General features: G+C 46.4%; 17 protein-coding genes. 6 read left to right on the forward strand and 11 right to left on the reverse strand.

Translation table 11 applies throughout. The features are described 5' to 3' along the window. Positions 1-329: 329 nt before the first annotated feature. Both IQR33_RS12015 and IQR33_RS12020 read right to left on the reverse strand, forming a co-directional pair. Positions 330-1,406: a replication initiation protein gene (locus IQR33_RS12015; protein WP_054579113.1), complete on the reverse strand. Its 1,077-nt coding sequence runs from the start codon at positions 1,404-1,406 to the stop codon at positions 330-332. 89 nt (positions 1,407-1,495) lie between these two features. Next, positions 1,496-2,413, reverse strand: coding sequence for a hypothetical protein (locus tag IQR33_RS12020; protein WP_017634068.1), 918 nt, complete (start codon positions 2,411-2,413; stop codon positions 1,496-1,498). Between the two features lie 521 nt (positions 2,414-2,934). On the opposite strand from IQR33_RS12020, the gene IQR33_RS12025 reads away from it, so the two are divergent. After that, complete coding sequence (locus IQR33_RS12025) at positions 2,935-3,291, forward strand: hypothetical protein (protein WP_155486349.1); 357 nt, start codon at positions 2,935-2,937, stop codon at positions 3,289-3,291. 91 nt (positions 3,292-3,382) lie between these two features. Here the strand turns inward: IQR33_RS12025 and IQR33_RS12030 are convergent, their stop codons facing one another. Both IQR33_RS12030 and IQR33_RS12035 read right to left on the reverse strand, forming a co-directional pair. Continuing rightward, complete coding sequence (locus IQR33_RS12030) at positions 3,383-4,336, reverse strand: head processing protein (RefSeq protein WP_193837880.1); 954 nt, start codon at positions 4,334-4,336, stop codon at positions 3,383-3,385. Between the two features lie 13 nt (positions 4,337-4,349). After that, complete coding sequence (locus IQR33_RS12035) at positions 4,350-6,023, reverse strand: portal protein (protein ID WP_193837881.1); 1,674 nt, start codon at positions 6,021-6,023, stop codon at positions 4,350-4,352. A 381-nt stretch (positions 6,024-6,404) separates the two neighbouring features. Between IQR33_RS12035 and IQR33_RS12040 the strand changes: the two genes are divergently transcribed. The 5 genes from IQR33_RS12040 to IQR33_RS12060 all read left to right on the forward strand — a co-directional run bounded on the left by IQR33_RS12040 (position 6,405) and on the right by IQR33_RS12060 (position 15,974). After that, a complete protein-coding gene (locus tag IQR33_RS12040) occupies positions 6,405-13,124 on the forward strand; it encodes an SNF2-related protein (RefSeq protein ID WP_193843713.1) in 6,720 nt (2,239 codons plus the stop codon). 38 nt (positions 13,125-13,162) lie between these two features. Beyond that, positions 13,163-13,588 (forward strand): hypothetical protein, encoded by a 426-nt coding sequence (locus IQR33_RS12045; protein WP_193837884.1) that lies wholly within the window; start codon positions 13,163-13,165, stop codon positions 13,586-13,588. Between the two features lie 455 nt (positions 13,589-14,043). Continuing rightward, a complete protein-coding gene (locus IQR33_RS12050) occupies positions 14,044-14,283 on the forward strand; it encodes a hypothetical protein (protein ID WP_017634062.1) in 240 nt (79 codons plus the stop codon). Between the two features lie 3 nt (positions 14,284-14,286). Further along, entirely contained in the window at positions 14,287-15,060 is a 774-nt protein-coding gene (locus tag IQR33_RS12055; RefSeq protein WP_054579117.1) for a ParA family protein, read from the forward strand. Continuing rightward, positions 15,057-15,974 (forward strand): ParB/RepB/Spo0J family partition protein, encoded by a 918-nt coding sequence (locus IQR33_RS12060; protein ID WP_054579118.1) that lies wholly within the window; start codon positions 15,057-15,059, stop codon positions 15,972-15,974. Before IQR33_RS12055 ends, IQR33_RS12060 begins: the two co-directional genes overlap by 4 nt. 23 nt (positions 15,975-15,997) lie before the next feature. Here the strand turns inward: IQR33_RS12060 and IQR33_RS12065 are convergent, their stop codons facing one another. The 7 genes from IQR33_RS12065 to IQR33_RS12095 all read right to left on the reverse strand — a co-directional run bounded on the left by IQR33_RS12065 (position 15,998) and on the right by IQR33_RS12095 (position 25,000). Beyond that, entirely contained in the window at positions 15,998-16,330 is a 333-nt protein-coding gene (locus IQR33_RS12065; protein ID WP_079878982.1) for a hypothetical protein, read from the reverse strand. 94 nt (positions 16,331-16,424) lie between these two features. Further along, positions 16,425-17,834: a hypothetical protein gene (locus tag IQR33_RS12070; protein WP_193837885.1), complete on the reverse strand. Its 1,410-nt coding sequence runs from the start codon at positions 17,832-17,834 to the stop codon at positions 16,425-16,427. A 271-nt stretch (positions 17,835-18,105) separates the two neighbouring features. Beyond that, positions 18,106-18,789, reverse strand: a complete 684-nt coding sequence (locus IQR33_RS12075) for a hypothetical protein (RefSeq protein ID WP_193837886.1) — start codon at positions 18,787-18,789, stop codon at positions 18,106-18,108. A gap of 68 nt (positions 18,790-18,857) precedes the next feature. Beyond that, entirely contained in the window at positions 18,858-23,651 is a 4,794-nt protein-coding gene (locus IQR33_RS12080; protein ID WP_193837887.1) for a hypothetical protein, read from the reverse strand. Further along, positions 23,648-24,274 (reverse strand): hypothetical protein, encoded by a 627-nt coding sequence (locus IQR33_RS12085; RefSeq protein ID WP_193837888.1) that lies wholly within the window; start codon positions 24,272-24,274, stop codon positions 23,648-23,650. Before IQR33_RS12085 ends, IQR33_RS12080 begins: the two co-directional genes overlap by 4 nt. Beyond that, positions 24,267-24,680, reverse strand: a complete 414-nt coding sequence (locus IQR33_RS12090; protein ID WP_136976912.1) for a hypothetical protein — start codon at positions 24,678-24,680, stop codon at positions 24,267-24,269. The genes IQR33_RS12085 and IQR33_RS12090 overlap by 8 nt, the downstream gene beginning before the upstream one ends. After that, the gene (locus IQR33_RS12095; RefSeq protein WP_017634052.1) at positions 24,677-25,000 is read right to left on the reverse strand and encodes a hypothetical protein; all 324 of its coding nucleotides are present in this window, start codon (positions 24,998-25,000) and stop codon (positions 24,677-24,679) included. The genes IQR33_RS12090 and IQR33_RS12095 overlap by 4 nt, the downstream gene beginning before the upstream one ends. Positions 25,001-25,328 lie beyond the last annotated feature (328 nt).

A 25,328-nucleotide genomic window follows, 5' to 3' on the forward strand; every position in this document is an offset into this window, starting at 1 on the left:
TCTTTTTTTAGGTCTTTAAGTAACAAGATCTAGGTTTAATTGATCATTTATTAGGTGTTTGTGATCTTCTTATAGGCTTTAGTGCTACATAATCTAGGTGAAAGTGATCATATATCAGGTGATTGGATAACAGGTTTTAGGTGTTTCTGTTCTTAAATGACATATTTTAGGTGTGTGAGATGGTTGTATAGGAGTCTTGTCCGGTTTTTTCTACTTTCGAGTCAATGATCACGTCGAATTCCCTCCCATATACCTAAAATGTGTCACATAGCTCATTTCAACCTAGAAAATGTCATCTATCGAGCCCATGACCTAAAACTTGTTAGCTATCAGTAATCGTGTGTATCGGTTAGTTCTGAAAGGGTATCTATCTTTTCCATTAACGACTCTAATTCATGCATTCCATCATCATGCTTTTGTTGCTCTTTTTCTGAGTGTCGCTTTGACAAGCTAGCTTCAACTTTAAGAGCGTGGTCTTCTTTACCCACATAGCGGTACGCGATGGCAAGTGATTCTAGTTCAGACTCGGTGAGTCTGACTTGGTTTTGAAGCCTTTTCAATTCAAGTTGTCGAATTGTCTTAAGAGCATCGTGTTGATTTAGTTCATCAATTGAACCTAGTTTAACCCACCGGAAGAGAAACTTGATTCCAGTAATGGTTCTACCTTTCTTTACAACCTCAAAACCCTTATCACCTTGGCTGCTTTCTAAAAATAGAAGCTCTTTGCTAATCTGAGGGTGTTCAGAAAGTTCTTTAATGCTTTCCCTGATACAACGTTTCATAAATACGCTGTTGTTTTTGAAGGAACTTTTATCTTTTTTCAGCTTCCCTGATTCGTCCAAAAGCCCAAATATTCCTTTCAGTTCACTAAGCTTTTGCGCATGCATTTCAAAGCCCTTGTCTTTGAAGCGACTAAGCAGTTCGTACAAGCGCTTAGAATACTCCTTCTTTACCTCAAAGAAATTGCGAGTATTAATCAGAGCAAATCCTTGATTATATTCAATATACTCTGATTTGAGCATATCGTTAGGAACCATCGTAAGTATGCCGTGTTTATAAGCTATATGTTTAAAAAGAGGTCTATAGTCGAATTCAATATCACCTTTCGGGGTTTCCACCTTTATCCCGATTTTTCGACTAGCTAGGCGGTTCGCTACTGGACTTAAGTTGCTACCGATATGTTTAGACTCAACACCTAACCACTCTGATAATTGATGTGAAGTAAACTCATAGTGTGGTGTTTTCTGCTCCCAATCACTTGGTTTCATATGTGCAATCATCAACGCAAACATATCTGCTTCCCTAGCGGATAGATCTTGACGACTAAAGACCAGTTGATGGCCTTTTTTGATATGTTTCGGGAGGTTATCGCTTACCGCAGGGTAGAAATATTCTTCATCACTCATGCAAATGCACATCCATAAATAACAAGATTTAGGTAATTATGACACATTTTAGGTCACGCATGTATAGAAATACTCACATCAAGCAGTGATTACAGATACCTGACTTGTACTCGCCCGACTGCGTCACGATAGTATTCAACTAAGCCTTGAGACTCTTTCTCGGAAATGGTGTTCATGTACTCTGCTAACATGGTGGCTGTATCACGAACCTTGTTCACGCTAGCTTTCACGGCGCTTGCAGCCTTGTTGTGCCAGCTAGCAATCACAAACTTAAGGTATGACACGAACTTAGGCGCTAAAGGCTGTTGGTGCTTGTTGTACAGCTTGATAACACGACGAGCTCCACTAGCTGATAGGCGGCCTTGCTTAGCTGCTAGTTGAAGTTGTTTTACTTCGTCAGCGTCACGTTTGAAGATCTTCAAAAACCAAGAATCAGACGGGATACCGTTATTAATTTTATTTTTACTCTCTGTAGAGAGATCTTTTGTATTTATAGTGCCATTTTTGTTTTTGTCTGATTGCTCGCAAGCCTTGTCAGCACTGGCCTCAAGAGTTTTTTCCACAGAAGCCCCCCCTGAGTGCCGTTTTTGTCTATTAAAACGCTTTTGTGCAGCTTGTAGCGCGTATTTGTATGCGCCAGCGAACATTTCTTGGATGGCGTCTACGCATAGAGTGATGTGACGTAGATTCTGACCTGTTGCATTGTTTGGCTTCTGTTCTCGGACAATTAAGTTCAAGTCTTCTGCTGTTTTCAGTTGTTTTTTGAGAGTGTCAAAAGTGGTTGGACGACAACCATAGCGATCGCAGTTCTCGTTGTAGACCTGTACCAATCGAGTAGTTGATGCAAAGCAGGTATGGCCATGCTTAAGAATATGGCTTGAGATAGTTTCTAGTAGGCAAGCAAGTTTACGTTGTGCCGACGGTTTATTGGCTTTGATATTGGAGGCTTGGGTTCTGAATCCTGACTTCCAGTAGCAAGGATGCAGTAAAAGCGGTGTGTTTTGCATAAAATTTGCCACCGATCTCTTTGAACGTTATACTTACACCTGCTTTAGTGTGGTGTAATTTGTGTTAACATTCGCTGAGATTGATGCTCAATCTAAACTGTTAAACTAATTACTAACCATTTGAGGCATTAGTCGCCAACTAAATGTCTCGCCTGATTAGGCTTCGGTCTAATTCATTACGGCATAATGACTTTCCTTAAGCTCGTTTGTCGTGACGCTTTAAGTTAGCCGCTTAAAGCTCGATTTCAGTAAGAAAGCCCGCTCGCCAAAGCGGGCTTTTTTATTTTCTGTTGCCCGAAATCGAATCACTTTCTCTCTATCACGGTATCGCCATGATCTAATTACAGAAAAACTCCCCTATTATTGATCGTAAATGGTTGATCAAACAAGTCTCTGTATAAAAGCGATTCCGAACAAGGTGCGTTACCATCTGGCGCTAGAGTTTACCAAAAATTTTATCTATTTAAACTCCTTTTGGACGTGTTAATATTCCGAACACATCAAATTTTGTGGATAGCTCTGTGATGAAATTTACTCCTCCACCAAGTGCTGAACAGCAATTAGAAACTCAAGTTAACCAATTAAAACAACAATTTAAGCGCCGACAGTTCCCGAAAAAGAACGCCCCAGCGCTACCGTTGGATTTGTTAGTAACAATCTCAGGTTGCACCTTTGGTTTGCATAGCCAAAAAGACGGTAGACTCGTTCTAAAGGCCGATAAGGCGATTAACTTTGATAAGGGTGTCAATGTGTTGCGCTCAGTGTCGTATATTACTGGCGCGCGAGATAGCGTATCTATCGCTGGTTGGGACTGGCGACCAACGCACTTCAAGAAAGATAAACTCTATTTTCGTCCTGTCGCGCCTAGTGATTTATAAAATTCCGAATTGGCCACCAGTATTTTCGATTTTATTGAGTGTTTTTTGTACTTAATTACTAATCGCTGGTGGCGCTTTTTAATTGATCAACTTATTGGAATTTTCGTGCCGAAGATCCGAAGTTGACGAACTGCTGTTTAATTTGAGGCGCAACACTCACTTTTTGCTCTACTGGAACGTAGCTATTTGTCGGTAAAGTCGCCATTTTTCGGGAACCTAGCGACTCAAACATAGCTCGCACCACTTGATGATCTTCCTTGCTGGCCATGTTGGCGATCGCTTTGCGCTGCGCATCGGTCACATAGATAGGTAAAGAGTCCACAACATCAAGCAGCATCGAGGTTGCCTTAGCGTTTTGCTCTACCTTTTCACGCAACTCTGCGTTCACGCTTTCTAGGTACATAAGCTGGTTAGTAAGATCACCGACAAGCTCAACATTAGTCTGTTGAGTCATGTTCGCGTAGATATTACGCGCGGATTCCTCATCAAAACCTTGTTCCTGTAGCGATTCGAGGATCATTTGCTCGCTGTTCGCACTTTCCATCATCATGGCCGGATGGTCTAGGCTGATATAGTTCGGCTGCAATACGTAGTCCATACCGTGATATGAAATCGTGATCGATGCCTCGCGTGTATCTTGGCCACCAGTCGCCCAGCTCCAACCACCAGCACGGCTATTGTGCAAACCTAAAGCAATACGGCCTGTGTCGGTATCTAAAAACTCTTGAGTGTGTTCAACAATACCGTCATCTGAACAGGTGATAGAGATTGTGCGGTTAGATGGCACGTTTTCTACCACAACCGGACGACCATTAATCATGATCACCTCAGTCTCACCGATTGAGAGCTTATTCGCTCGCTGGCGGGATTGATGGCCATAGTAACCATACGCTTCACCGAGTCGTAATAGCTCTTGAGTTCGTGGGCTGTTGAGCATCGCTTGAACGGCTTTGATGATGTAATTGCGCTTGTTGGCGCTAAGCTTGCGACCGTCATTGAATAGGCTGAAACGGTCGGATACTTGTTTAAGTGCTTTTGCTGTCACTTTCTTTTCTCCATTAATGGCTTTGGATTTCGGTTAGTAGGTCGAGAACTACGTCTCTAACGAATCGTTCCGCTTCGCTTTGGTCAGTCATGCCAATGGATTCCATCATTTTGTCGTTTTTAGAGACTTGAGCGGCCAGCTCGGAAATGACTTCCTTGGCCAGCTCGGAATCGAGGCCAATAACAGACGTGTAAAGGTGATTTTTGAGTTTTTCGGATTTGCCGATTGGGGATTGCTCGATAAGGTCAAGCACGGTGGCCAGCATGGTTGCGTAGTTCGCTTGAGATTCCATTGCATCGGCTTTCTCTTGCTCAATAGCGGTATTGAGAGAGTTAAAGCGGATCTCGAATGGCATATCGTTATCGTTCCACACCTTGCCGTCTCGGTAGATGGTGTGAATATCGATAGCGCGCTTAACGAACGCCACCACGGCTGCGCGGATTTGGTTGGCGCGTAGTGCAGATTGAATCGATGTGCGGAAGAAGCCGCCCTCGCCTAGTCCACCAGAAAGAAGATCACCAAACCCAAGCATGGATGGGTCTACGCCAAGCGTTCCGGCTAAGCGTTTAAGGTGAAACATAATGTCTTCGATGTGGGAGATATTCGGGTCAGTGGTAAAGGTATCGATCTGCAAGCCACCTTTAGCGCCGCCCATAAAGGGCAATAGCGTGTTGATGACGGTTGGAATGAAACCTAGCTTGCGGGAACGGTCTACCACCTCTTGACGGTCTTGCTTCATCTGGTCAGCGACCATGTTGATGTATTCCGCAGCTCCGGCCGCATCTAAGCCGTCAGTGTTTACCGCTACCATGCGATCGATAAGTGAAGCATTCACACGACTTGCGCCGAGCGCTGCAATGGACTGGCGAAGCATCGACCAAGCCTCAAAACAGGTAAGAAGAATGGATGTGCCGTAGTTCTGCGTCTCGATTGGCATGCGTGAATACGCATCGTCATAAAGTGAGTAGCGCTGGCCAGTGTAGTTAACTGGCGGTATATCCATATCTGGCCGCCAGATTGGCATTTTTAGTGGGATAAGCGCCCAAGGTTCGGCAAGGCGTACCTGTTCGCCGTTCGCTCGGGTTTGTAGATATTCCGCAGTAAATCCCGCTAGCTCGCCCGAACGTTCGTACTCACGAATTTGGTTTGGCAACGTGTAGTAGTTGGCCTCAAAGTGAGTAATACCCACGCCATCTTTCGTGTATGGGCGAACATAGTTAACCCCATAAACCAGCGTTGAATACGTCCAGTTCATTAGGTTTTCGTTGATTGGAGTTAGCAGCTCTCGGTTAAGACGGCCTACGTACTCGGCGTACTTCTCATCGGTTGGATGAAGATACACAGCCATGCCATTGTCGTTTGATACCGAAAGAGCGTGACCAAGGTGCAGATTGAGCGCGGCATCAATCGTGCTGTCCTCGGCCATTTCCTTGAGTATCGGATATAGCATGAAGCGATCTTTCGGCAGCTTGTGCAGAAAAAAGCGGTCTGAGCTTTTTCGACCGTCATTGGTCAGAGCGCCGTTGCTTTCATCTAATTGGTGTTCGCGATCGTGGAATGGCGATCCCGTGTATCCAGCGCCAGATTCAAAACTTATCCCACTCTCTTTATCGTCATTCTCGTTAAAGAAAGGGAACGCTTGTTTTAAAGCTGCCGCTAGCCCAATTGATGCCTTATTTTGCGACATGTGCGACCTCGGTAATTTGAGGCGCTTTTTACAGGGATGGGGATGATCTTGGATGATAGCGCATCGCGTCAATGTGACCAATACGCTAATAAATCATTGATTTTCTATGCGTTAATTTTTTTTAGTCAAAGTTCAATTGCTTGCCTTTGAATCTTGGTTACTCACCAAAAACACTAATTTTTATTCTTGATGATAATGGTCGTGTTCGGAATAATTCTTTTGTCCCTAAAAATCTACTTCCTTAGATATTTTAGATTATTCATTAACTTAAATTGATATTGATAGTGGCGTTTTTTTGGGATGGGGAATAGGAAAGGAAAAAGTCGGGCGAAAGCTCGACTTTTTTTTTGGCTTTTATCCAAAGAATAAAAGGCACGTTCAATGAACACTGATTTAACCCGCAGTATTGAACAGGCGACAACAATCGATGAACTGGTACGCCAGTTTGAAGCCTTGCTCGCTGTCGATATTAGCGACACTCCAAAAGGCCACCAGCGCCTTAAGGCTAACCAACTAGCCAAAGATATTCTCGCCAAGTACAACGGCGACTACTCCAACGTTTCACCCGAAGATAAAGCAGCTCTGCGCGACTACACAGGTTTTGGCGGCATCGGTGGCTCCACCAACGAATACTACACGCCTAAATGGCTGGCGAGCGCGACTTGGGATGCAGTTCGTTCCTATGGCTTTACTGGCGGTAGCGTACTTGAACCAAGTTCGGGCGTGGGCGTATTTAGCGAAACCAAACCTAAAGGCACCCTGACTACATCCGTAGAAATGGATCAGACCTCAGCGGCCATCAACCAAATTCTTCACCCCGAAGACCATGTAATCCAATCGGCATTCGAAGCGGTAGCAACTAATCCTGGCATTGGCGACTTTGACCTAGTAATCGGCAACCCGCCTTATGGTGTTCGAGACGCTAGCGCGATGAAAGACAAAGCGTACAAAGACATTAAGTACGCTGATCAGTATTTCGTTTCTCGTTCTATCGATAAGGCGAAAGCTGGTGGCTTGATTGCCCTAGTGCTGCCAACTCGTATTTGTGATGCGAAAAACCTTGAGAAGTGGCGTACACAACTCGCGCTTAAAGCGGAGTTTTTGGGCGCGCACCGACTACCAACGGGCACGTTCTCTGATACGGGCGTAGTGACTGACCTTGTTATCTGGCGAAAACACAGCGACCAAGCGAAAGCACTGATTGATAGCGCCGACCGCGACACGCTGATTGAATCTAACGTACTTTGGGACACTTGGCTCAAAGGTAAGTGGTTCGAGCGCGAGGGTAAGAAATTCATCAACGGCGAACAGACTGTTGAGGGCGTAGGTAAGTTTGCGCGCAAAGTCGTGAAGCGTGGCAACCGTTCTAACGATGATATTAAAGAGTCGTTAATGCGCCGCTTTGACAGTCGCATTGATTGGATGTTACTCGATGAAGCGGTTAGCGAGCCAGTGAGCGCGAAATACTCCGATGGAGACACGATTTTCCGCAATGGCCAGCAGTACGAAATGATTGATGGCGAATGGGAGCTATCTGAAAGCAATGCGAAAACAGGCGTTATCAGTAAGGCGACCTATGGCGTAGATAACACCGATGAGATCGGTTCTATCACCTACTCTACTGAATCGATGCTTAAGCTATCGGCCAGCCAAGCGCTCAAGCTTTTCGAAGATTACGGTTACCTGTGTCATGACGACTTTAAAGCCCTAATGCGCGAGATTGCCAAGCTGCCAAAAGCAAGCCAAGAACACGCTTACAAAGGCATTCTACTTGGCATGAAAGTTCAAACGCTTGCAACGTTGGTTGCTGGTAGCCGAACGACATCCAATAGCGACTTGGCCAACATAGCAATGGGCGCGGAGGACTTCCAGACCGAACAATATCGCGTGAAGTTAAGCGGCGAAGTGTTAGAGCTGAACGCGTTAATGGGCGGTTCTAAGGTATCGAAGAAAGCGCTAAGCAACTTAAGCGAGAAGTACGTCTCTGCATGGAATTACTACCACTCATCGATCGATTCTAAGGGCAAACTGTCTGACCTACTCAAAGGCGACCTTAAGCGTGAGCTGACCGTTCAATACAGTTCGTCTCGCATTTGTGACGTGTTCCATCTATGTGACCGTGAACTAGGCATAACCACACTGACACTGAATGACGTTCGCACGTATTACACCGCAAGCGGTATCGATGCGATGAGCGATGAGCAGTTGCTTGATTACCTAGCGAACATGGATGAGGTAGCGGTAAACCCTGACGGCACGGTGACGGCATTCCATAAAGCGACGACTGGCCTAGTCGGTAAGCGCATGGATCAGCTGACCACACAATTAGTATCGACCACCAGCGATACCGTGAAAGCTAACATCATGCGCCAAATTAAAGCCATCGAATCTAAGCGAAACAAGATCTCGATTGCCGATGTGAAGATGAAGCTTACCGATAAGTGGATTCCTAAAAACATCATGCTTGAGTTCCTGCATGACCGTGGCTACACGGAATTTATCTTGGGCGACTTTACCGAGGATAAGGACGGCTTTGAGGATTTCGTACAAAGCGAATCCGGCCAATACCTTACTGGCTACCGTTGGCGTGATGGCGAATGGATTGATGGCCTAACTCGTAATGGCGTGAAAGGTAAAGCAGCGAACAGCGATGAGCGATTTGAGCGTCAAATTGAATCGTACATCAACTATGGTGCGGTTCGTGGCGGTAGTAAGAACGAAGATAAATCACTTATCCGTGAACAAATGCGCCGCCTCGATGATGAGTTTTCTACATGGATTGCATCATCTGACCATTCAGAATACTTGGAACAGGTTTACAACAATACGTTTAACGGTTGGATTAAGCCGGAGTTTGATGACTCACCACTAACGCTAAATGGCGTATCTGGTGCGATTGAGTTCCTACCTTACCAAAACTCAACGATTCGCCGTCACAGTGCAGACGGTAACGGCATTATTGCCTTTGGTACTGGCTTGGGTAAAACGCTCACTGGCCTTGGCCTCGTGCAGCACAACCTAGAAACCAAACGCGCCAACCGTGTGGCCATCGTTGTTCCTAAATCCGTGTTAGAGAACTGGTTCTATGAGTCCGACCTGTTCTTTGGTGAAAGCAATCTATCTGACAAGGTATTTATCGGCCTTGAAGTTCACAAAGACGATGACGGAAAAATCATTCGGGAACCGGTATTAGATGAAACGGGCGAACCGAAGTTAGACAAGAAAGGCGATCCTATCTTGCGCGCCAAACTGACCGTAGACACAAACGGCAAGCGCGTAGCAGAACAGCTCCACCAGCTTACACAGTCAACCGCTCGCATCGTGGTAATGACAAAAGACGTGTACAACCGCATTCCATTGAAGCCGGACACGATTTCGGCCAACGTGCTTGAAATGCGCGATGCTGGTTTGATTGCTGGTTCAAGCAAGCTAGTTAAGGAAGCGGAAAGCCACACAGATCAAGCGAAGAACGCGCGCTTTGAAGCGAAATATGCTGACGATGGTACGGCCAAAAACGAAGAACTACCGTACTTTGAGGACTTGCTATTCGATTCGGTGATGGTCGATGAGGCGCATGATTTCCGCAACTCGTACAAGGGCGGCTCATACCGAAACAATCTGGCATTCTTGCCTAGCCAAGCGCAAGCCGATCGCGCTATCGATATGCAGCTTAAGAACAACGTCATTAAGGCTCGCAATGACGGTCGAGGCGTTTACTTCCTAACAGCTACGCCAACCGTAAACAGCCCTGTTGATATGTTCAATATGCTGTCCCACATCATTCCGGCAGACACGTTTGCCAAGATGGGGATCTTTGACAGCGACGACTTTATCCGCATGTTTGGTAAGACTGGCGAAGCGCTGGTTACTAAGATTTCGGGCGAAGTTGAACAGCGTGAAGCCCTACTCGGATTCCAAAACCTAGACGCACTTCGAAACATCGTTAACCGCTACATGACGATCGAGGATGCTAAATCCGTTGGTGCCAACGTTCACATTCCTGACCTGATTAGCCAGCAAAGCGTTGTCCAAATGAATAGCGAACAGGAAGCGCTATATGAGGAACTACGCCAGCGTGCTGACGCAATCAGTAATCCAGACAAAGACGAAAACCAAGAGATTGTCGAGCAATACCCTAACGACACGGTTTTCGGCCTAATCCGTAAAATGGACAAGGTAAGTACAGACCTTGATTTGTACTATGAGCGTGTTACCTACCGATTCGCCAAGGACAACAAAAAAGAGGTTGAGGCGGCAGTAGCTAAGCTACCAAATACCGTCACGGTCGCTTTTGAGGATGTGGCACCAGACGGCACGGTTAAGCTAAGCAAAATCCAAGTTAAGGTTGATAAGAGCGTTAAGGTCGAGGGCGATCACTGCGTGGTTCAGCTCCACCAGCAACTTGATGACCGATTCACAAACATTTGTGACAAGGCCAAGTTGAAATTTACGCACCCTGTCTCCCCTAAGTACGCCAAGTTCCTTGAGAACGCGCGCGAGATTTATCTGGCTGGCGGTAAGCAGCTTGTCTTCACCGAAGAAAAAACACAGCACAAGAAAGTCGCGCGAATCATTGCGGATTTTGTTGGTTGTAAGCTGTCTGAAATCGGTATTTTGAACAGCGATACCGTTGCGGGTAAGAAAGGCTCTAAAGCGACTGAGGACGATGAGGAAGCGGGTTTGGAAGCAATGGCCAATGCTTACAACACCTCGAAATACAAATTCATGATCCTCAATAAAAAAGGCGAAGTCGGCATCAACTTGCATCATGGCACAACCGATATTCACCACTTAACGCTACCTTGGACTCCAATGAGTATCACACAGCGTAATGGCCGTGGCGCGCGTGTTGGCTCTAAACAAAACAGCGTGAACGTTCACTACTACACGTCGAAAGGCTCATTCGATGATTTCCGCTTGGCCACAATCCAACGCAAAGCCACTTGGATTGAGACAATGTTCAAAGGTGATGAAAAGTACATTGCGAACGCCGATGCAGACGCAGCCGACGAAACTGCAATCATGCTGGCAGCAAATCCAGAAGAAGCGAAAGCCCGTATCGAAGCGGCTAAGCGTCAAGCTGAGCGCAAGCGCAAATTAGAGGAACGCCGACTAGCAAGTATTAACGTCAGCAAGTACATCAAAGCCACCCAAATGCTTGCTTTGGATGTGAGTGCGGTTGAGGGCGAGCTGGCCGAACTACGCGAGAAGTTAGAGCCACTACGCAAAGAGGTGGAAGAAGATCGCCTACGTGCAGAGGGCGAGAAGCGCGGAAGTTGGCAGCACAAAAACTACCAACGCACCAAAGGCAGACTGTTTGCGCTAGAAAGCCAAATCAAAACCTATGAGGCAGCGATCAAAAACCGCGACAAAGCGAGCGATACCATCAAGAAATTGAAACCAGCAATGGAGCTGGCCATCAATGACGGTGTGTTAAAGGATTACCCTGACTTCCTAACTCATCCAGAGTTGTACATTGTTCGCAACGGTGTGATTGTGCGTAATGGCTACACCTACAAAGCCGAAGTTAAGAGCCGTTCTTGGAGCGCCGAGTACGATTCAAAAGCAACAATCATGATCACCAACTTCGACCGTAAATCTGGCACGGTGGACGGCTTTATTACTGAAATGGACGGCGAACCAGCGTCACGCAACTATGTCGATCTACCTGTTGAGCGCATTATTGAAATTGCGCCAGTGAATCAGGATAGAGCTGCGCTAGAAGCAAAAGCGCTCCAAGGTGTACCACTAAGTGAAGTCGCTCATACGTTTGACCGTGAGACGTTCTTTGAACTGGTCGCAGAAAAGAAAATGAAAGCCTACGGTAACAGCCGCCGTTGTTTGGTGCGCAATGCTGACGGCTCATTCTCTACGCCGTGGGGGTTGGATGTTGAACCAGACCAAACGCTGATTTATCCAGATGCGAGCGATAAAGCGATCGTGAAAGCCCTACTCGACCAAGTAACCAAGCAATTGGAAGATAAAGGTCGCGTGATGTTGGAACACGACATTCTAAGTTTCTTTATCGGTAGCGATTGGGACAAACAGGCGATGGAAAACGGCAACCAAGTGAGCGAACAGGAAGTTGTTGAACTGGTGACACTTGAGATCAAAGCATTCGAGGAAAAATACCCTGAGCTTTATCAAGAAGCGCTACTGAAAGCAGAGACGACTTACAAAACGTCTATCACTTTCCTTAAAGAGCTAGATAACCATCTAAGCAATTTGAAATGGACAGGTTACACCAACACACACGAAGCGCGCCGCCTATCGGCTCGTGAGTTCACTCGTTACACCGATATTCTGACCGAACGCTCTAGCGAATACCGCACAGAGCTGGAAGATAAGCTATTCGCTGACTTCACTAAGCTGGTGGCTAACGACCCTGACCGTGCGAAACGTCTATCACAGATCGCGTACTGGATGACGCAATACAAACCAACGACCGATACTCACCTACTGAAAAAGGTCGATGCGATTTACGGCGAAAACTCACAAGAAACCATGCTTAAGGTATGTGCTGACCTACACGCTATTGGCGAACGTGAGTTCCTATCCGGTGATGGCCTAATCTTCTCGGATGACTGGTCATTGAATCGCATGAAAGGTGCGTATGGTTCGCTATTCACTTATCGCAGCGCACAGCGTGAGGAATTTATCGAGAAGTACCTAAATGCGGATAAGCCGGAAAAGGCCGAGGTTAAAGTGACCGAAACGCAGAAAGTGAAAATCGATAATATCTCTGCCATTAACGTAGAGAGCATCGAGAAGTTTAGCGAACTAATGTCAGGCATTGGCATCGACGTTAAAATGGTGACTTCACCAATTAGCTGGAAGCCTAAGCGCGGTCGCAACCGAAAAGAGATTGTTGTAGAGCCATACGAGCGCATTGGTTTGATGGACAACAATGGCCTTAAAGGTTCGCTTAAAGTGATGTTCGCTGGTGACAAGGAAGCTAAGGCCGAGTACGGCGCTGACTTCGCATCAAACGCAAGCAGTGAATTTAATGGCGGCTGGTGGTTTATCTCTGCGAAAGCGGATTTGGAATTGCTAGCGAAATCGCTATTAACCATTCATAACACAATGGCCGAAGCTGCCTAACTCAAATTTTCGCATGCGAAAACTTTTTGGAGACAACAATGATTACTCAAGTGAAATTGCCTACCGTTGAAGATCTACAGCCCTTACTCGATGAGGCGCTAGAAACAGCGCAAAGCAAAGAAGCATTTATCCAAGCTCAAGTAGATGGCATTTACAAAACACTTAAAGCCAATCCGCTCATGTACCGTCACTATGGCGCTTATTGGTGGGCGGTTAAATCGCTCATGGCCAAGCATGGTTATGACCTTGGCAGCGATTCAGAAGTGAGCACAGAGCAACACTTCAATTTCGAAGACCCTGCGATTTTGTTGTGTGCTGCGTGGGCGTACCAGCAAGAGCAAGTTGATAAAGGCTACTGGCAAGCAAACCTACATACCTACTACGTCGATGATGAAGAATTTGAATATTCTATCGAGGACGTGAATCTCGAAGCGTGGAGTGTTAACAGCAAATCGATGCGTTAAGTTTTCGCATGCGAAAACTTTTGAGATAGAAAAAATAAACCCCGCCACTGAACAAATGGCGGGGATTGCACGTTGAACAGATAAGCTTTGATGCAATCAATCCTACCCCTAATAGTTTTGTTGCCGCCTATCTGTAATTTAATTTATATGAAATAATTTTCACATTCAACAGGTTTTTCAATATTTTTTATTAAAAACAATGAATTATGCAACTAGGTGCTTTTTCCTTCTTATGCCTGTTGACGCTGCTCTTTGTAACCTAGTTAAGTAATAGAATTGTCAAAAAGTTTTCGCATGCGAAAACACATGGAATAAATCTCACAATTTATCTAATGTTCTCGCATGCGAAAACTTGTGCAATCGGTTCTGTTTGTTACTTTTTTTTCTTGTGCTGTTGCTACTGGCAACGTATAGTGTGTGCCTGTTGCCAGTGACAACAATCGAGAGGCATTGATATGGCATCCAAGGAACGATGCGAAAGATTAAATCAATTAGTCCAAAAGGCAGGAAGTACCAGAAAAGCCAAGCAGCTCATTGATGGCGTTAAGGGTGTAAGCCCTTGCCACACTGCTATTTACAAAGCAATGCACGGCGGCGGTACAACTGATTACGTAGTTCAGTGCTATATCGAGGATCTTGAGGTAGCACTGAGCAAACCAAAACAGCAAACAAATTCCACCAGCAAAGGAAATTAATTAATGAGCATTATCATGGCGATTGCCAACCAAAAAGGCGGCGTTGGTAAAACAACTTGTACTTACAACTTTGGCATTAGCATCGCTAGCCAAGGCAACAAATGTCTATTCCTGGACTTTGACCCACAAAACAACTTAGGCGGTTCAATCGCACCGGAAATGGTCGAGAATCCAGAGTACACATCTGCGAGCTGCCTACACAACGCTTACAACCTTTTCGAAAATCCAGTAAAGGCTAAACCTTTCGAAGTCAGCGAAAACGTACACGTTATTGGCGGCGATAAGCGCATGGGCAACATTACTCAATCACAAATCTTAAACGTGGCTGAGTCTATCGACCTTATCAAAGACGACTACGACTATATCTTTATCGACTGTCCACCAGCGGCGAACGCGCTACAGCATGCAGCGCTACTTGTGGCCAGCAAGCTACTTATCATTAGCCAAGCACAAAAAATGTCGATCAAAGGCGTTAATGAGCTGGTTAAGACCTCGCGCCAAATCCGTCGAATGAACCCTGACTTGGAAGTGTTAGGCATTGTCCTAAACCTTATTGAAGCCAACATTACAAACGACCAGCGCGAACAGGAAGCGGAACTTCGTAAAGAGTACGGCAACCTAGTTTTTGAAAACAAACTGATTAAAACAACGCGCGTAAGTGAAGCTCTAAACCAAGGCAAAGCACTGATTGAAACCAACCCTAAAGCGGCTGATAAATTCGGCTTTACAGCGGTTTGTGATGAGCTTTGCAAGCGCATGGTAGAGGTGACAGCATGACCAAAAGCTTAAGAGATCGAATCAAGCTTAGCGACCTAGATAATCTCTTGGATGAATCAGCGGTAGAAATCCGCGATGCAGCGAAAGTGCTGGCTATCCCTAAAGACTCTTTGTATTCAGTTGAGCAAGTTCGTGAAGAATTTAACGATGAATCACTACTTGAGTTATGCGAAAGCCTAGAAGAAAACGGCCAAATTCAACCTGTCGTTGTTTACCCGTTCGATGGCAAGGGATACAAAATCCAAGAGGGTGAACGACGTTGGCGCGCCGCTATGTTGAGCGACAAGCTGACTCACGTTGAATGTATTGTCCGTGAAAAGGGCGATATTTTTGGCCAGCTTATTGAAAACATCCAACGTGAAGATTTAACGGCAATCGAGTTGGGTAAGGCGTTTGACCAAGCTAAGAAAAAGCACAATCTTGATAACCGTGGCTTAGCTAAGCGCCTTGGCAAATCAGACGGCTACATTTCGAAATACCTAAATGTGCTTAAAGCCCCTGACTTTGTTTTGGAAGCATTCAAAAAAGGGATTATTGGTGATGTTGAGTCCATCAACGAACTACGCAAAGCCAGCATCGATAACTCTGAGCGCGTTCGTGAAGCACTGGAAAGCGGCGAGAAGCTAACGCGCCAAGATTGTGTAAAACTGCGTACTGGCGAGCTAGATAGCGAGGTGGAAGTTACCCCTAAACCTAGCGAACTCGAGAAAGCAGAAAAGACCGATAAGACACCAGTAAGCAAAAAGCCTACAGCAAACCAAAAGCCTACCAGTATTTGTGTCATGGTTAATGGTCGTCATGGTTTGGTGTTCGCATCTGGTAAGCATAGCGACAAGCTAACGGTACTGTTTGATGATGGCGAACTTGAGCAAGTGCCAGTTGGGGAAGCTCAATTAGTCGGTTATCGCGTGTAAAGTTCTCGCATGCGAAAACTTTTTTAGAGCGGGTGGCTAATTAGCTGCCCGTTTTTCGTTAGAACGTAATACCCGCCGTCACGGTAGACACCAACCACATAGTGATCGAGTGGCACGTCTTGCCAGCCAAATAGCCCTAGTTCGTCATCGCAATAAGCGACGATATTCACCAGCTTTACCTTTTGGACATGCAGCAGATAGATATTATCTAGCGCCCCTTTAAATGGTCTGTAGATATACTCGCCATCTTTCCTTAAAGCGGGGATCTCATTCCCTGCGACTGAATGTCCATCGGCAACGCCGTCTTCGTTTATGTCGATTAGCCCGTAGTGATAACGATGCCTGATAGTAAACATCCCCTACCCCCAAATGCAAAAACGCCAGATTTGACAATTAAATCTGGCGTTTTTGTGTGTCTATAAAGGTTGTATAGGCAGTATATGCCAAGAACTATTTTATAGCATGCCTCGAAGCGTTTGCAAGTTCGTCCAGTTGCACACTGGACTCGAACATAAAGCCTGTTTGTACCCCCTCGTTTTCCAGCTCTTGATTTACACGCCCAAGAATATCAATAAGCGATGCACCACCACCGCCAAACATATCCCCGAGCGCTTGGCCTTGGTGAAGCAATTCACTATTGATTGCCTCGGCCATTGCCTTAAATGCCAGTGTCATGCGTTTTGCGCTTCGGTTGTTAGCAGCAATGAATCTCGCCAGCGCTTCGGCCTCGGGATCGTTGTCGCCAAACAAACCGGACTGAGCCAATAGCTCATCGATGTGCTGACCGGAATCTTTGGCCTGTCTTACTAGCTCGGTTGCTTGCACCAGTGAGTCAAGTGCTGACTTAGCGAGGTCAGGTTGTGAGGCGTTAATTTCCACGGCTTCTGCCAGCGTTCCAGACGTGTTTTTATGCACCTCCCCGCTAAGGTATTGCATCTCAACAAACGCGCTTGCTGCGCCGTTTAGCGCGCTCGAAATGTTGCGAATTTCGGGATCGGCTTCCTCGGCTACCAGCTTCACCAACTTCTCGTTTTTGTACGCCTTGGCAAACACGGCATTTTGCATGCGCTCAATCAGTTGCTTGGTTGGTCGGCCATCTTCGGTAAGTAGTCCGGCGGTTGAGTTATCCCCAATTTCAGTTAAGAAACTGTTTATAAATCCTTGGTTAGACTTGGCCAAAAGGTTGCCTGTTTCGCTCGGTTGGAAAAGGGCAATCATGCGGTCATCGATGCGCTCTGCGTCAACCCAAGCCGTCTCGGCGGCGCTCATTTGTTGCAAGTCAGAGAGGTTGGAGTCTCGGGTAAACTTAGCACGGTTAACTTTGGTGACACGTTCTCGAACCAACACTGGCTCGCGCATGCTCTCAACTTTCTCTGGTGATAGGTCGAAGCGCTCCGCATTGTCGATTAGGAACTGGCGGTACTTATCAGCCTTGCCCTCTCGATACGCCTTGATGATAGCGATGGTTCGACCGTTCCCCGACTCCACCACATTGTCCGAGCCAACAATCGGTGCGCCGTGGCTAGATAGTCCAGAATCGGTCAATTGTTGTGGGCGCAAATCGTTGGCTATTTTTGAGATCTGCAATTTTGAGGACACGCGAGTACGGTCGCGCGGTTGCAGCTCTTGTGGGAAATTCGGATTGATTCTACCGTCCAAATCGTTCGATGGAATAAGGTCGCTGGCTTCCACGACTTTAAAGCCTGTTTCTACTTCGTCGCCTTTTGCTGTCACAACGTAGCTGGTTCGACCTAGCTTGGGTTTTGGATTGTCTGTTGCGTACAGTTGAACAATCTCGGCTAGGTCATTGATGTTTTTCGCCTCTTTGATTTCGACGTTAATTGATGTGAGTTGATTCAATTTGACCGCTCCGGTTGGGAGTGGCGAGTTCTCGCATGCGAAAACTTTTGGGACAGGGAAAAGGATTAATGGCTCTTAAGCAATGCGAAAAGCGCCTTGGAGTAGTTATGACGCTCACTGGCTGCCAGTGCAAGGTTTAGAGATTGCTTGTAGTAATAGTCTGCTCGGATTTTAGTGAAAACATTCATTTTTTTTCTCAAGTTCTCTGAAAAGTTTTCGCATGCGAAAAGTATATAGAATGTCATGTTTTAAAGTTCTCGCATGCGAAAACTTAAGCGGCCAGTTTGTCAGGATTGTGCTCGAACCATTCAATCGCTTTTTGCTTGATGCTATCTAGCTCCAAGCCCTCTGAGTGAACGTCTCGCATTACATCAAGAAACAACGATGGCTTGGCTGTATTAAACTCCCCTGCAAGGAATCTCGCAACCAGTTCGCTTTGTTCAACTGGACGTTCGCCATTGTCGCGCTCATTCTGCTCAATGTGCTTAGTGATGGTCTTGATAGCCTTGCTACGGTCAGCGCGCGACCAGCTACCAAAACCACCATTTTTCTTGGCTGAACCCGCATCGTTTTTCCAGTAGTCCAAACCTCGCGCAATATGCCCTTTGTAGCCAAACTGGAAGTTTTCGCCATCCTTGTACACAACGTAGTTATCGCCCTTTTCAACCATTTGGTAGTTAGGGAAAAACGCCATTTCGTATTCGTACCAGTTAGGCAGAAGTAGCACTTCATTGAGCTTTTCAATCTTATCGGAGCGGCCTAACTTGGAAAATTCTTCTACCGATATTGGCTCATCCGAACTTGATACCGGCTCCTGCTCAACCTTTTGGTTAGCGCCAGTCAGTTTATTAAGAATTTCCACCAGCTCACGGTTCTTTTTGATGCGTTCACCAATCGATAGCTGGCCACTCTTAAGCTCTTTCAACAAACCCGCAGCATCGCGGTTGAGCGTCATTTTTTCTCTTAAGCTTAACACTTGATTGTCTCCGGTTTAGGCCGCCGAAGTGGCGGCCTTGGTTGTGATTAAATTTGCGCTTGGATCATGCTTGTGATGTTGCTTAGAGCGGCATCCATCAACGCTTCGTTCTCTGCTATTTGGTCGTTAGCTTCGAAGTGGGCGTAAGCCTGTTCTAGTGCGGTTTGGAACTCATCAACCAATTCCGGCGTAGGTTCACCAGTGAAATCTCGGATTTCCTTTAGTTTCTCTACATGTTCCATTTCTTCGTTATTGCCCTCTGTTTCAGATTGAGGCGCTTCACTACTTAGATTGAACGCTTTCACTAATAGCGCTTCCATTTCCGCTGTATCGTCAAATTCACCGATCAAGTCGTTGCCTTGGTATAGCGCGAACTTGTACTCGCCATCTTTAGCGATCGGATAAATGTCAGCGTGGCTTTCATTTAACCATGAACGGGCGATTAGCGGAGCGTACACGTTCGCTGGCACTGAGCCATTTACTGAGTGGATACCTGCCGCAACACTTGGTTGTACCAATGTGCCTTTTTCGTTGTAGTAGGTATCCGAAGATTGCCAGTCCTTAATCGTCTCAAGTTGAGCTTTCGCTTTTTCGCTTAAGTCGGTCGCTAGAATGTCGAATAGAACGTCTAGGCTGTAAGTTAGTCCATCCTCATCTTTCGCATTAATCGACTTCACTCGGCCTGTTGGGAAAGTCACTTCCTGCTTACCAAGTTTTAGCTCTAGGTTGGTAAAGGCTTCTAGCTGCTCAAGCGCTTTCGCTTCTTCTTCATCTAGGCTTTCACGGAATGAGGTAACGTCTAATGCGTCATCCTCTGCCTGTTCGCCTTGCTGGTGCATTTCAGTTAGAGACGCGAGCTCTACCACTTTGCGCTCTTTACCAAAATCAAAGTCCACGGTTAGGTGGCCACCAAAGAAATTGCGATCGTGGTAATCGGTCATCGTGTCGCTGTTGTTGTAGTCGTATTGGCCTACATAAGCGTTAACGAACTCGATCAGCTGATCTACTGCTTCGGTATAACGGCTCATACCGTGTGGCGCTGGCGAGTTAGGGTTATCAATCTCGAACTGTAGGTAAGCTGGATTGCAGAGCATGACGTTTCTTGGCAAGTCAGTCAGCGTTAGGTCTAGTGTGCCGTAGCGAGGCTTGCGTACTGAGATTTTAACGTCATTACTGATCTTGCCAGCTTTCTTAAGCTGAGCGATAAAGGCGCGGGTTCGCTTAGCGATTTCACCCGTATCTCGAATGCCCTCGCTCTTATAGATTGAGCCAAATGAATATTGAGTTGGGTCTAGTGCGAGAAGTTGTTTTTCTTCCTCGGATGCACCCTTGCTCACTTCATCTGCTGTGTCAGATTCTACGGCGTTCTTAGCACCCAATAGCTCAAGCAGTTTGTTAGCACCGTCAACCGTTAGGTAGCTGCGAGAATTGGTGTTAGCGATAAAGCGTAGCTCTTTACCCTTGTTCGACTTCGCAGAGAAGAAACTGTAGCCAAATGTATTTTCCATTTGGTTCTCTTGTTCTTCGGTTAGCGCAATATCGTTAATCTTGCCGTCAGCGTCCACCTTAGCCAGTAGCTTGTCGGCGTTCTCGCGTAGTGTTGGGCGCGAGTGAAGCGAACCCGAGCCGTTAATGGCTAACGTTGAATACAATGATTCAAAGCCGTTGATTGTGGTGAACATGGCCGGACTGACAGGCTCTAGTGGTGCGCTGTATTCCGTCTCTGCAATTTGCTCAAGCGTTTTGCCGTCCTTAAGCATGTTAAAGATTGCAATAGTGCTTTCTTTCACTGCTTGGTCGTTTAGTTGAGTCGCTTTTTGCTGCGCTGCTGCGCTCTCTAGGCCAGTTTCTAGCACCTTGCCTGTGTACGTATCGATAACGCTAAAATCAGATTGGCCAATAGTGCCAACTGGTGCGTAGCGTTTCTCGCGTGTCGCCTTGAATTGACCTTTATGGTTCAAGTCAGGCAACGCAGCAAGGCTAGGGAAGCCACGGCTTTCGTATTCCGCTTCGATAGCTTTTGTGTACCACAATGGCATGACCGAGTTATGGATAGCGCGCGCCATCTGTTCATTGTCGATCTGCTCATCGTTATCCAAGTATCTAAAACCATGAATTGCCAGGATGTCTTGGTTGGTAACACTTGCCATTGCATAGTGCTGAGCAAAGAGCTCATCTGAACTTAGTTCGGATAGGTCAGGGTAGATACCGTCATCAATCGCCTTAATGAAGCGCTCAACTTTTTGGTAGTCCTCGCCTTGGTCTGCCATTGCTGGAATGACGGTTTCACCTTTTGCCTTGGTGTAAGCTACGTCTCCCTCATGGTAAACCGTAGTCGCGCTAAACGCTTTTTCTACGTCATCCAGTGCTAACGCTTCGCCGTTCTCAAACTTCTCGTATAGGTCGCCACGTAGCGCGCGTAGGTCGAACATTTTCGCCGTTGCACTAAAGAATCCGTCACGGTAGTTCAAGATAGCTTGCAGTAGGTCAGCGCGTTTCGCACGGCGGTTAAATGGAATGCGATGAGCCGTTAGGAAATCAGTGATCTCTTTGCGGTTCTTAAATTGCGCTTCCAGTGACGCTAGGGTTTCACCTTGTAGTGATTCCACTAGGTGCGCTTGTTCTGAAATACGCTTAGCTTGGTCATCCACTTTCTCGCCACGTTTTAGTGTTTTACCAGTACCTAGCGTTAGGTCAGCTAGCATAACAAGACGTTTGCGATCGCTTGGGTTTACTGACTGCATATCCTTAAGTTGGGATAGAGCTGCTTCTTGGAAGCGCATGCGGCCTTGCGTGTGTTCTGCTTGGCGCTGTAATTCAGCATCGCTTTGAACCAGCATTAGGTCTTCGGCAATCTCTTGAATCATGTCCGGCGTCACAAGGTCAATCGATGCGCTCCATAGCTTGTACGCGTTTGGATTTTCCTTGCGGTTCTTCATTTCTGGTTGCTGGCGTAGCTGCTTAGCGAACGCTGCTTTGAAGCCCACTTGTTTTAGGGTATCGAGCGTAGACTGAGGAATTTCATCAACGCCTTTGTCCTCAACCCATTGGCCTAGCGCTTCGGTTGCGATGCGCTCCGCTTCTTCTAGGTCGCCCTCAACCATGCCAAATAGCGGCTCTAGGTCAAAGTTGCTTACTAGTTCTGGTGGCAGTTTTTGGTCATAAGCGATCGCACCGTGGCGAATGCCATTACCAGCGTCAGCGAATTGCTCTTTAGCCGATTCTGGATCGAGGTACTTAGCCACTTGATGTTGTGGCGGCGTTGTACCCAAGCCATAAGGGCGTAGACGTAGGCCATACCAGAATAGGTTATCCGTGGTTTCGTCTTTGTCTTGATCGTTCGCGTTTGGCTCGTCGTTCTCAATTGGTTGTGGTTCTTCGTTGTTGTCATCGGTATCTTGAAGCAACTTAGATTCGCGATCGTAGTCAGCCAGAATAAGTGATTTAGCAGCTTCCCAACCTTGTAGATCGTCACCACCAGCAAGCGGTGAACCCTCGCCGTAAGTGACAGCCAAGGTTTGGTTATCGCGCGCGTGGATCATGTACTGGCCAAAGCTATCATCGTCGTTCGCGTCAGGCGATTCGAAGTAGACAAACGGCTCGCTATCTTCGCCTTTATCCATCTTCCAGCCCTTAGAAATGGTCTTGCGACCAATAAGAGCCAATAGCCATTCTTTGCGCTCGATATTCGCTTTTCGTTCCTGTTCTTCGTCTGACAACTGAGGAAAATCGTTTTCAATTGAATCACGAATGTATTCTTTAGCCTCGGCAAGCTCTGATACCGTCATAGCACCTTTATCGAGGTCATAAATCACATCATTGATATACGACTCTGAATAAGTGCTAGGAACGTTTTGATTTGCTGCACCTGCAAACTCTAATGAGTCTTGAAACTCTTGGCTTAGCTGCTTAACAAAGGCATCAAGATCGTCATTGAAAGCACGGTTAATGATGAAGTCGCGTTTCTCTTGCTTAGTCCATGAAGCGTCCCATTGCTCGATCACTTGAGATGAACTACCACCAGCGTTTACATTTTTCGTTGCTGTATTTGCTGCTGGCTTGATAGCAGCAAGCTGTTTGCGTAGTTCTTCTTGGATTTCGTTATGCGTAGCGATCTGAGTTTCCAAGCGCTTCTCTTTCTTGGCCAGCTCATCGAGCTTTTGTTCCAAGTCGGTAGCTTCTTCGCCTAGTTGCGCAGCTTGTTCATCAAGTTCTTGTGCCTTTTGTTGCGCTTCTTCCAATGCTTTCTTGTCAGCGTCTTTCTTGGCCTTAGCAGCGACAAATTTCTCGCTGTTGTTTTCAAGCAACTGCGCTAGCTTGTTGGTCACTTCCTTAAGGGATAAATCCATGTTGCCCTTTGGCGCGACTACGTGAGTAATATCGCGCGAGTTCATTAGAAAGCGGAACGCGATTAACGTGTCATCTGGATTGATTTTTAGCGGATCGTTATCCGGCGCATGGAACGCAATAGAAATGCTCTGGCCATCTGAAAACGGGATTTTCACCATTTGGACAGCAACCGCACCAGACTTGCGCGGTTTGCCTACTTCAACGGCCTCTACCGATAGAGTAGGGGTTTTACGTTCCAAGTGCTTACCGAATTGCTGAGCACGCAATTCAAGCCTTGAGGCTTTCGATTTGAACGCCTCTAACATCATTTGTGGCACAGGCTTGCACTGATACAAGTAGGTGTTCTCCAAATCCTCAAGTGACAATGCTTCTAGGATTTGATCGGCGTTTTTACCTTGCAGCACCGCTTCAATCTGCTCCGGCGTGAGTTTCTTGGCCAGATGGTCGATGCGATCCACAATCTTGATTTGATTTTGACTGGTAAACATCATGACTTTGCCGCCTCTAATTGTGCTTCAAGTTCTTTGGTTTCTTGCTTCTCTTGCTCTAATGCAGTTTCGAGATCTGCTATGCGGCGTTGTTCTTCTTCCAACTTAGTGCGAACGCTATCCCGAGCGGCTAGGGCATTGGTGTAATTGGACTGAGCGACTTGTTCAGCCGCTTTGGCTTCTTCAAGTCGCTTAGCAACAGAACGTGTAGCTGGTTGAATGTCTGAGGTGTCTTTAACGACTTTAGCCGCTTTACGTGCAACTTGCTTGTCAAACTTGCTTTGGTTGCGCTTCATTAGGCGAACCATTTCACGCGCAAGCTCACGCTCGTTTTTCACGCTAGGGATAGGCTGTTTAGTGCTGTTGAGTGTCATTTGGAAAATATCACCCTCATCACCAATAAACAGCGTCATTGACTGGCCATTATCAAAGAATAACTTGGCGCGTTTAACTGTCTCGCCGTCTCGTCTCGTTCTCTTGTTCGAGGCTTCTACGTCTGTAACAGTTGCACCAGCTTGTTTTAACGCAGTGATCAGACTCTTAAGGCCGCGTTCGGTCACGTTGTCAAAATCGACCACCACATAGTTATGTGACTGGTCTAGTGCAAACTTACTGTTGTTACGCAATTTCAAATTCCTCTGAATATGTCGTACAGGTAGGAAAGATTTTGTATAGCGGATTGATTAGGGAACAGGAGCGCTCAATCTTAACGTCCAGAATCCACTCGCCATGCAGCTTTTCCCCCGCTTCGAGTTCGAGTAACTTGCGATCGAACGTCAGGTATTCGCTGTTATGTCCGGCGTGTGAAAAGTCGAGCTTACGTGTGCGAGTAATGACGGCTTTTGGTCGTTTTTTACTGCGCAACGAATAGGTTAAAGTCCCACTCGTTATGGCTCGCTGAGATTGATAACCAAGAACGAATCGAATCACATCGGGATCGTCCATCTGGTTTGCATGCAGTATTTTTACTGCGTTTCGTTTAAGCAAAAATCGGTCAGCAATGGCTAGGCCAATTACTGCAAATTCCATCATTTGCCTTGCCCTCCGGTATTAAAAAATCTCGCTAACATTTGGCTAGCCAGCTTGCGGATAAAGTTGATCGAGTCTGCTCCGTTGTTCGACGCAATGAGGACAAGCGCGCTGGTATAACCAGCCTCCACACCCTCGCTTTCACACAAGTAAGCGACTATCAAACCGACCACCAACGCCAGCGTTAGCTCGGTTAAAAAATCAAGGAATCCACCAGCTAGACGTTGCTCGCGTATGCCTTGGAGATATGACCCAACACCACTGAGGACAGATAGAGCCAGTACGCTAATCGCAAAGCTCTCACCAACAACTGACACTGGCATTAAATCCCCCTTTTGTATATCACCTAGCGAGTGTATTCGGAATGGTGGCTTTTGCTCAATAGACGGGCGTTACTTACTTTTGAATGGGTATTAAATAGGGCTGTTTTGCGGAAAAAAGTTAGATTTCAATAGCCTATATAAAAAAAGAAGCCTCTCACCCAAAAGGCTGGTGAGAGGCTAATCCAAGCGTTTTGTTGCGCGGAAACGCATACAAAACTTCCAACGAGGATAGTCGAGTCGAATCGATATTTGACGAGGAAGATTATATAAATATTGGTTTTCGCATCAATATGCGCCCATGTTTTCGCATGCGAAAACTTTAGGGGAT

This window comes from Vibrio sp. OPT46, assembly GCF_015163535.1.
Classification (GTDB): domain Bacteria; phylum Pseudomonadota; class Gammaproteobacteria; order Enterobacterales; family Vibrionaceae; genus Vibrio; species Vibrio alginolyticus.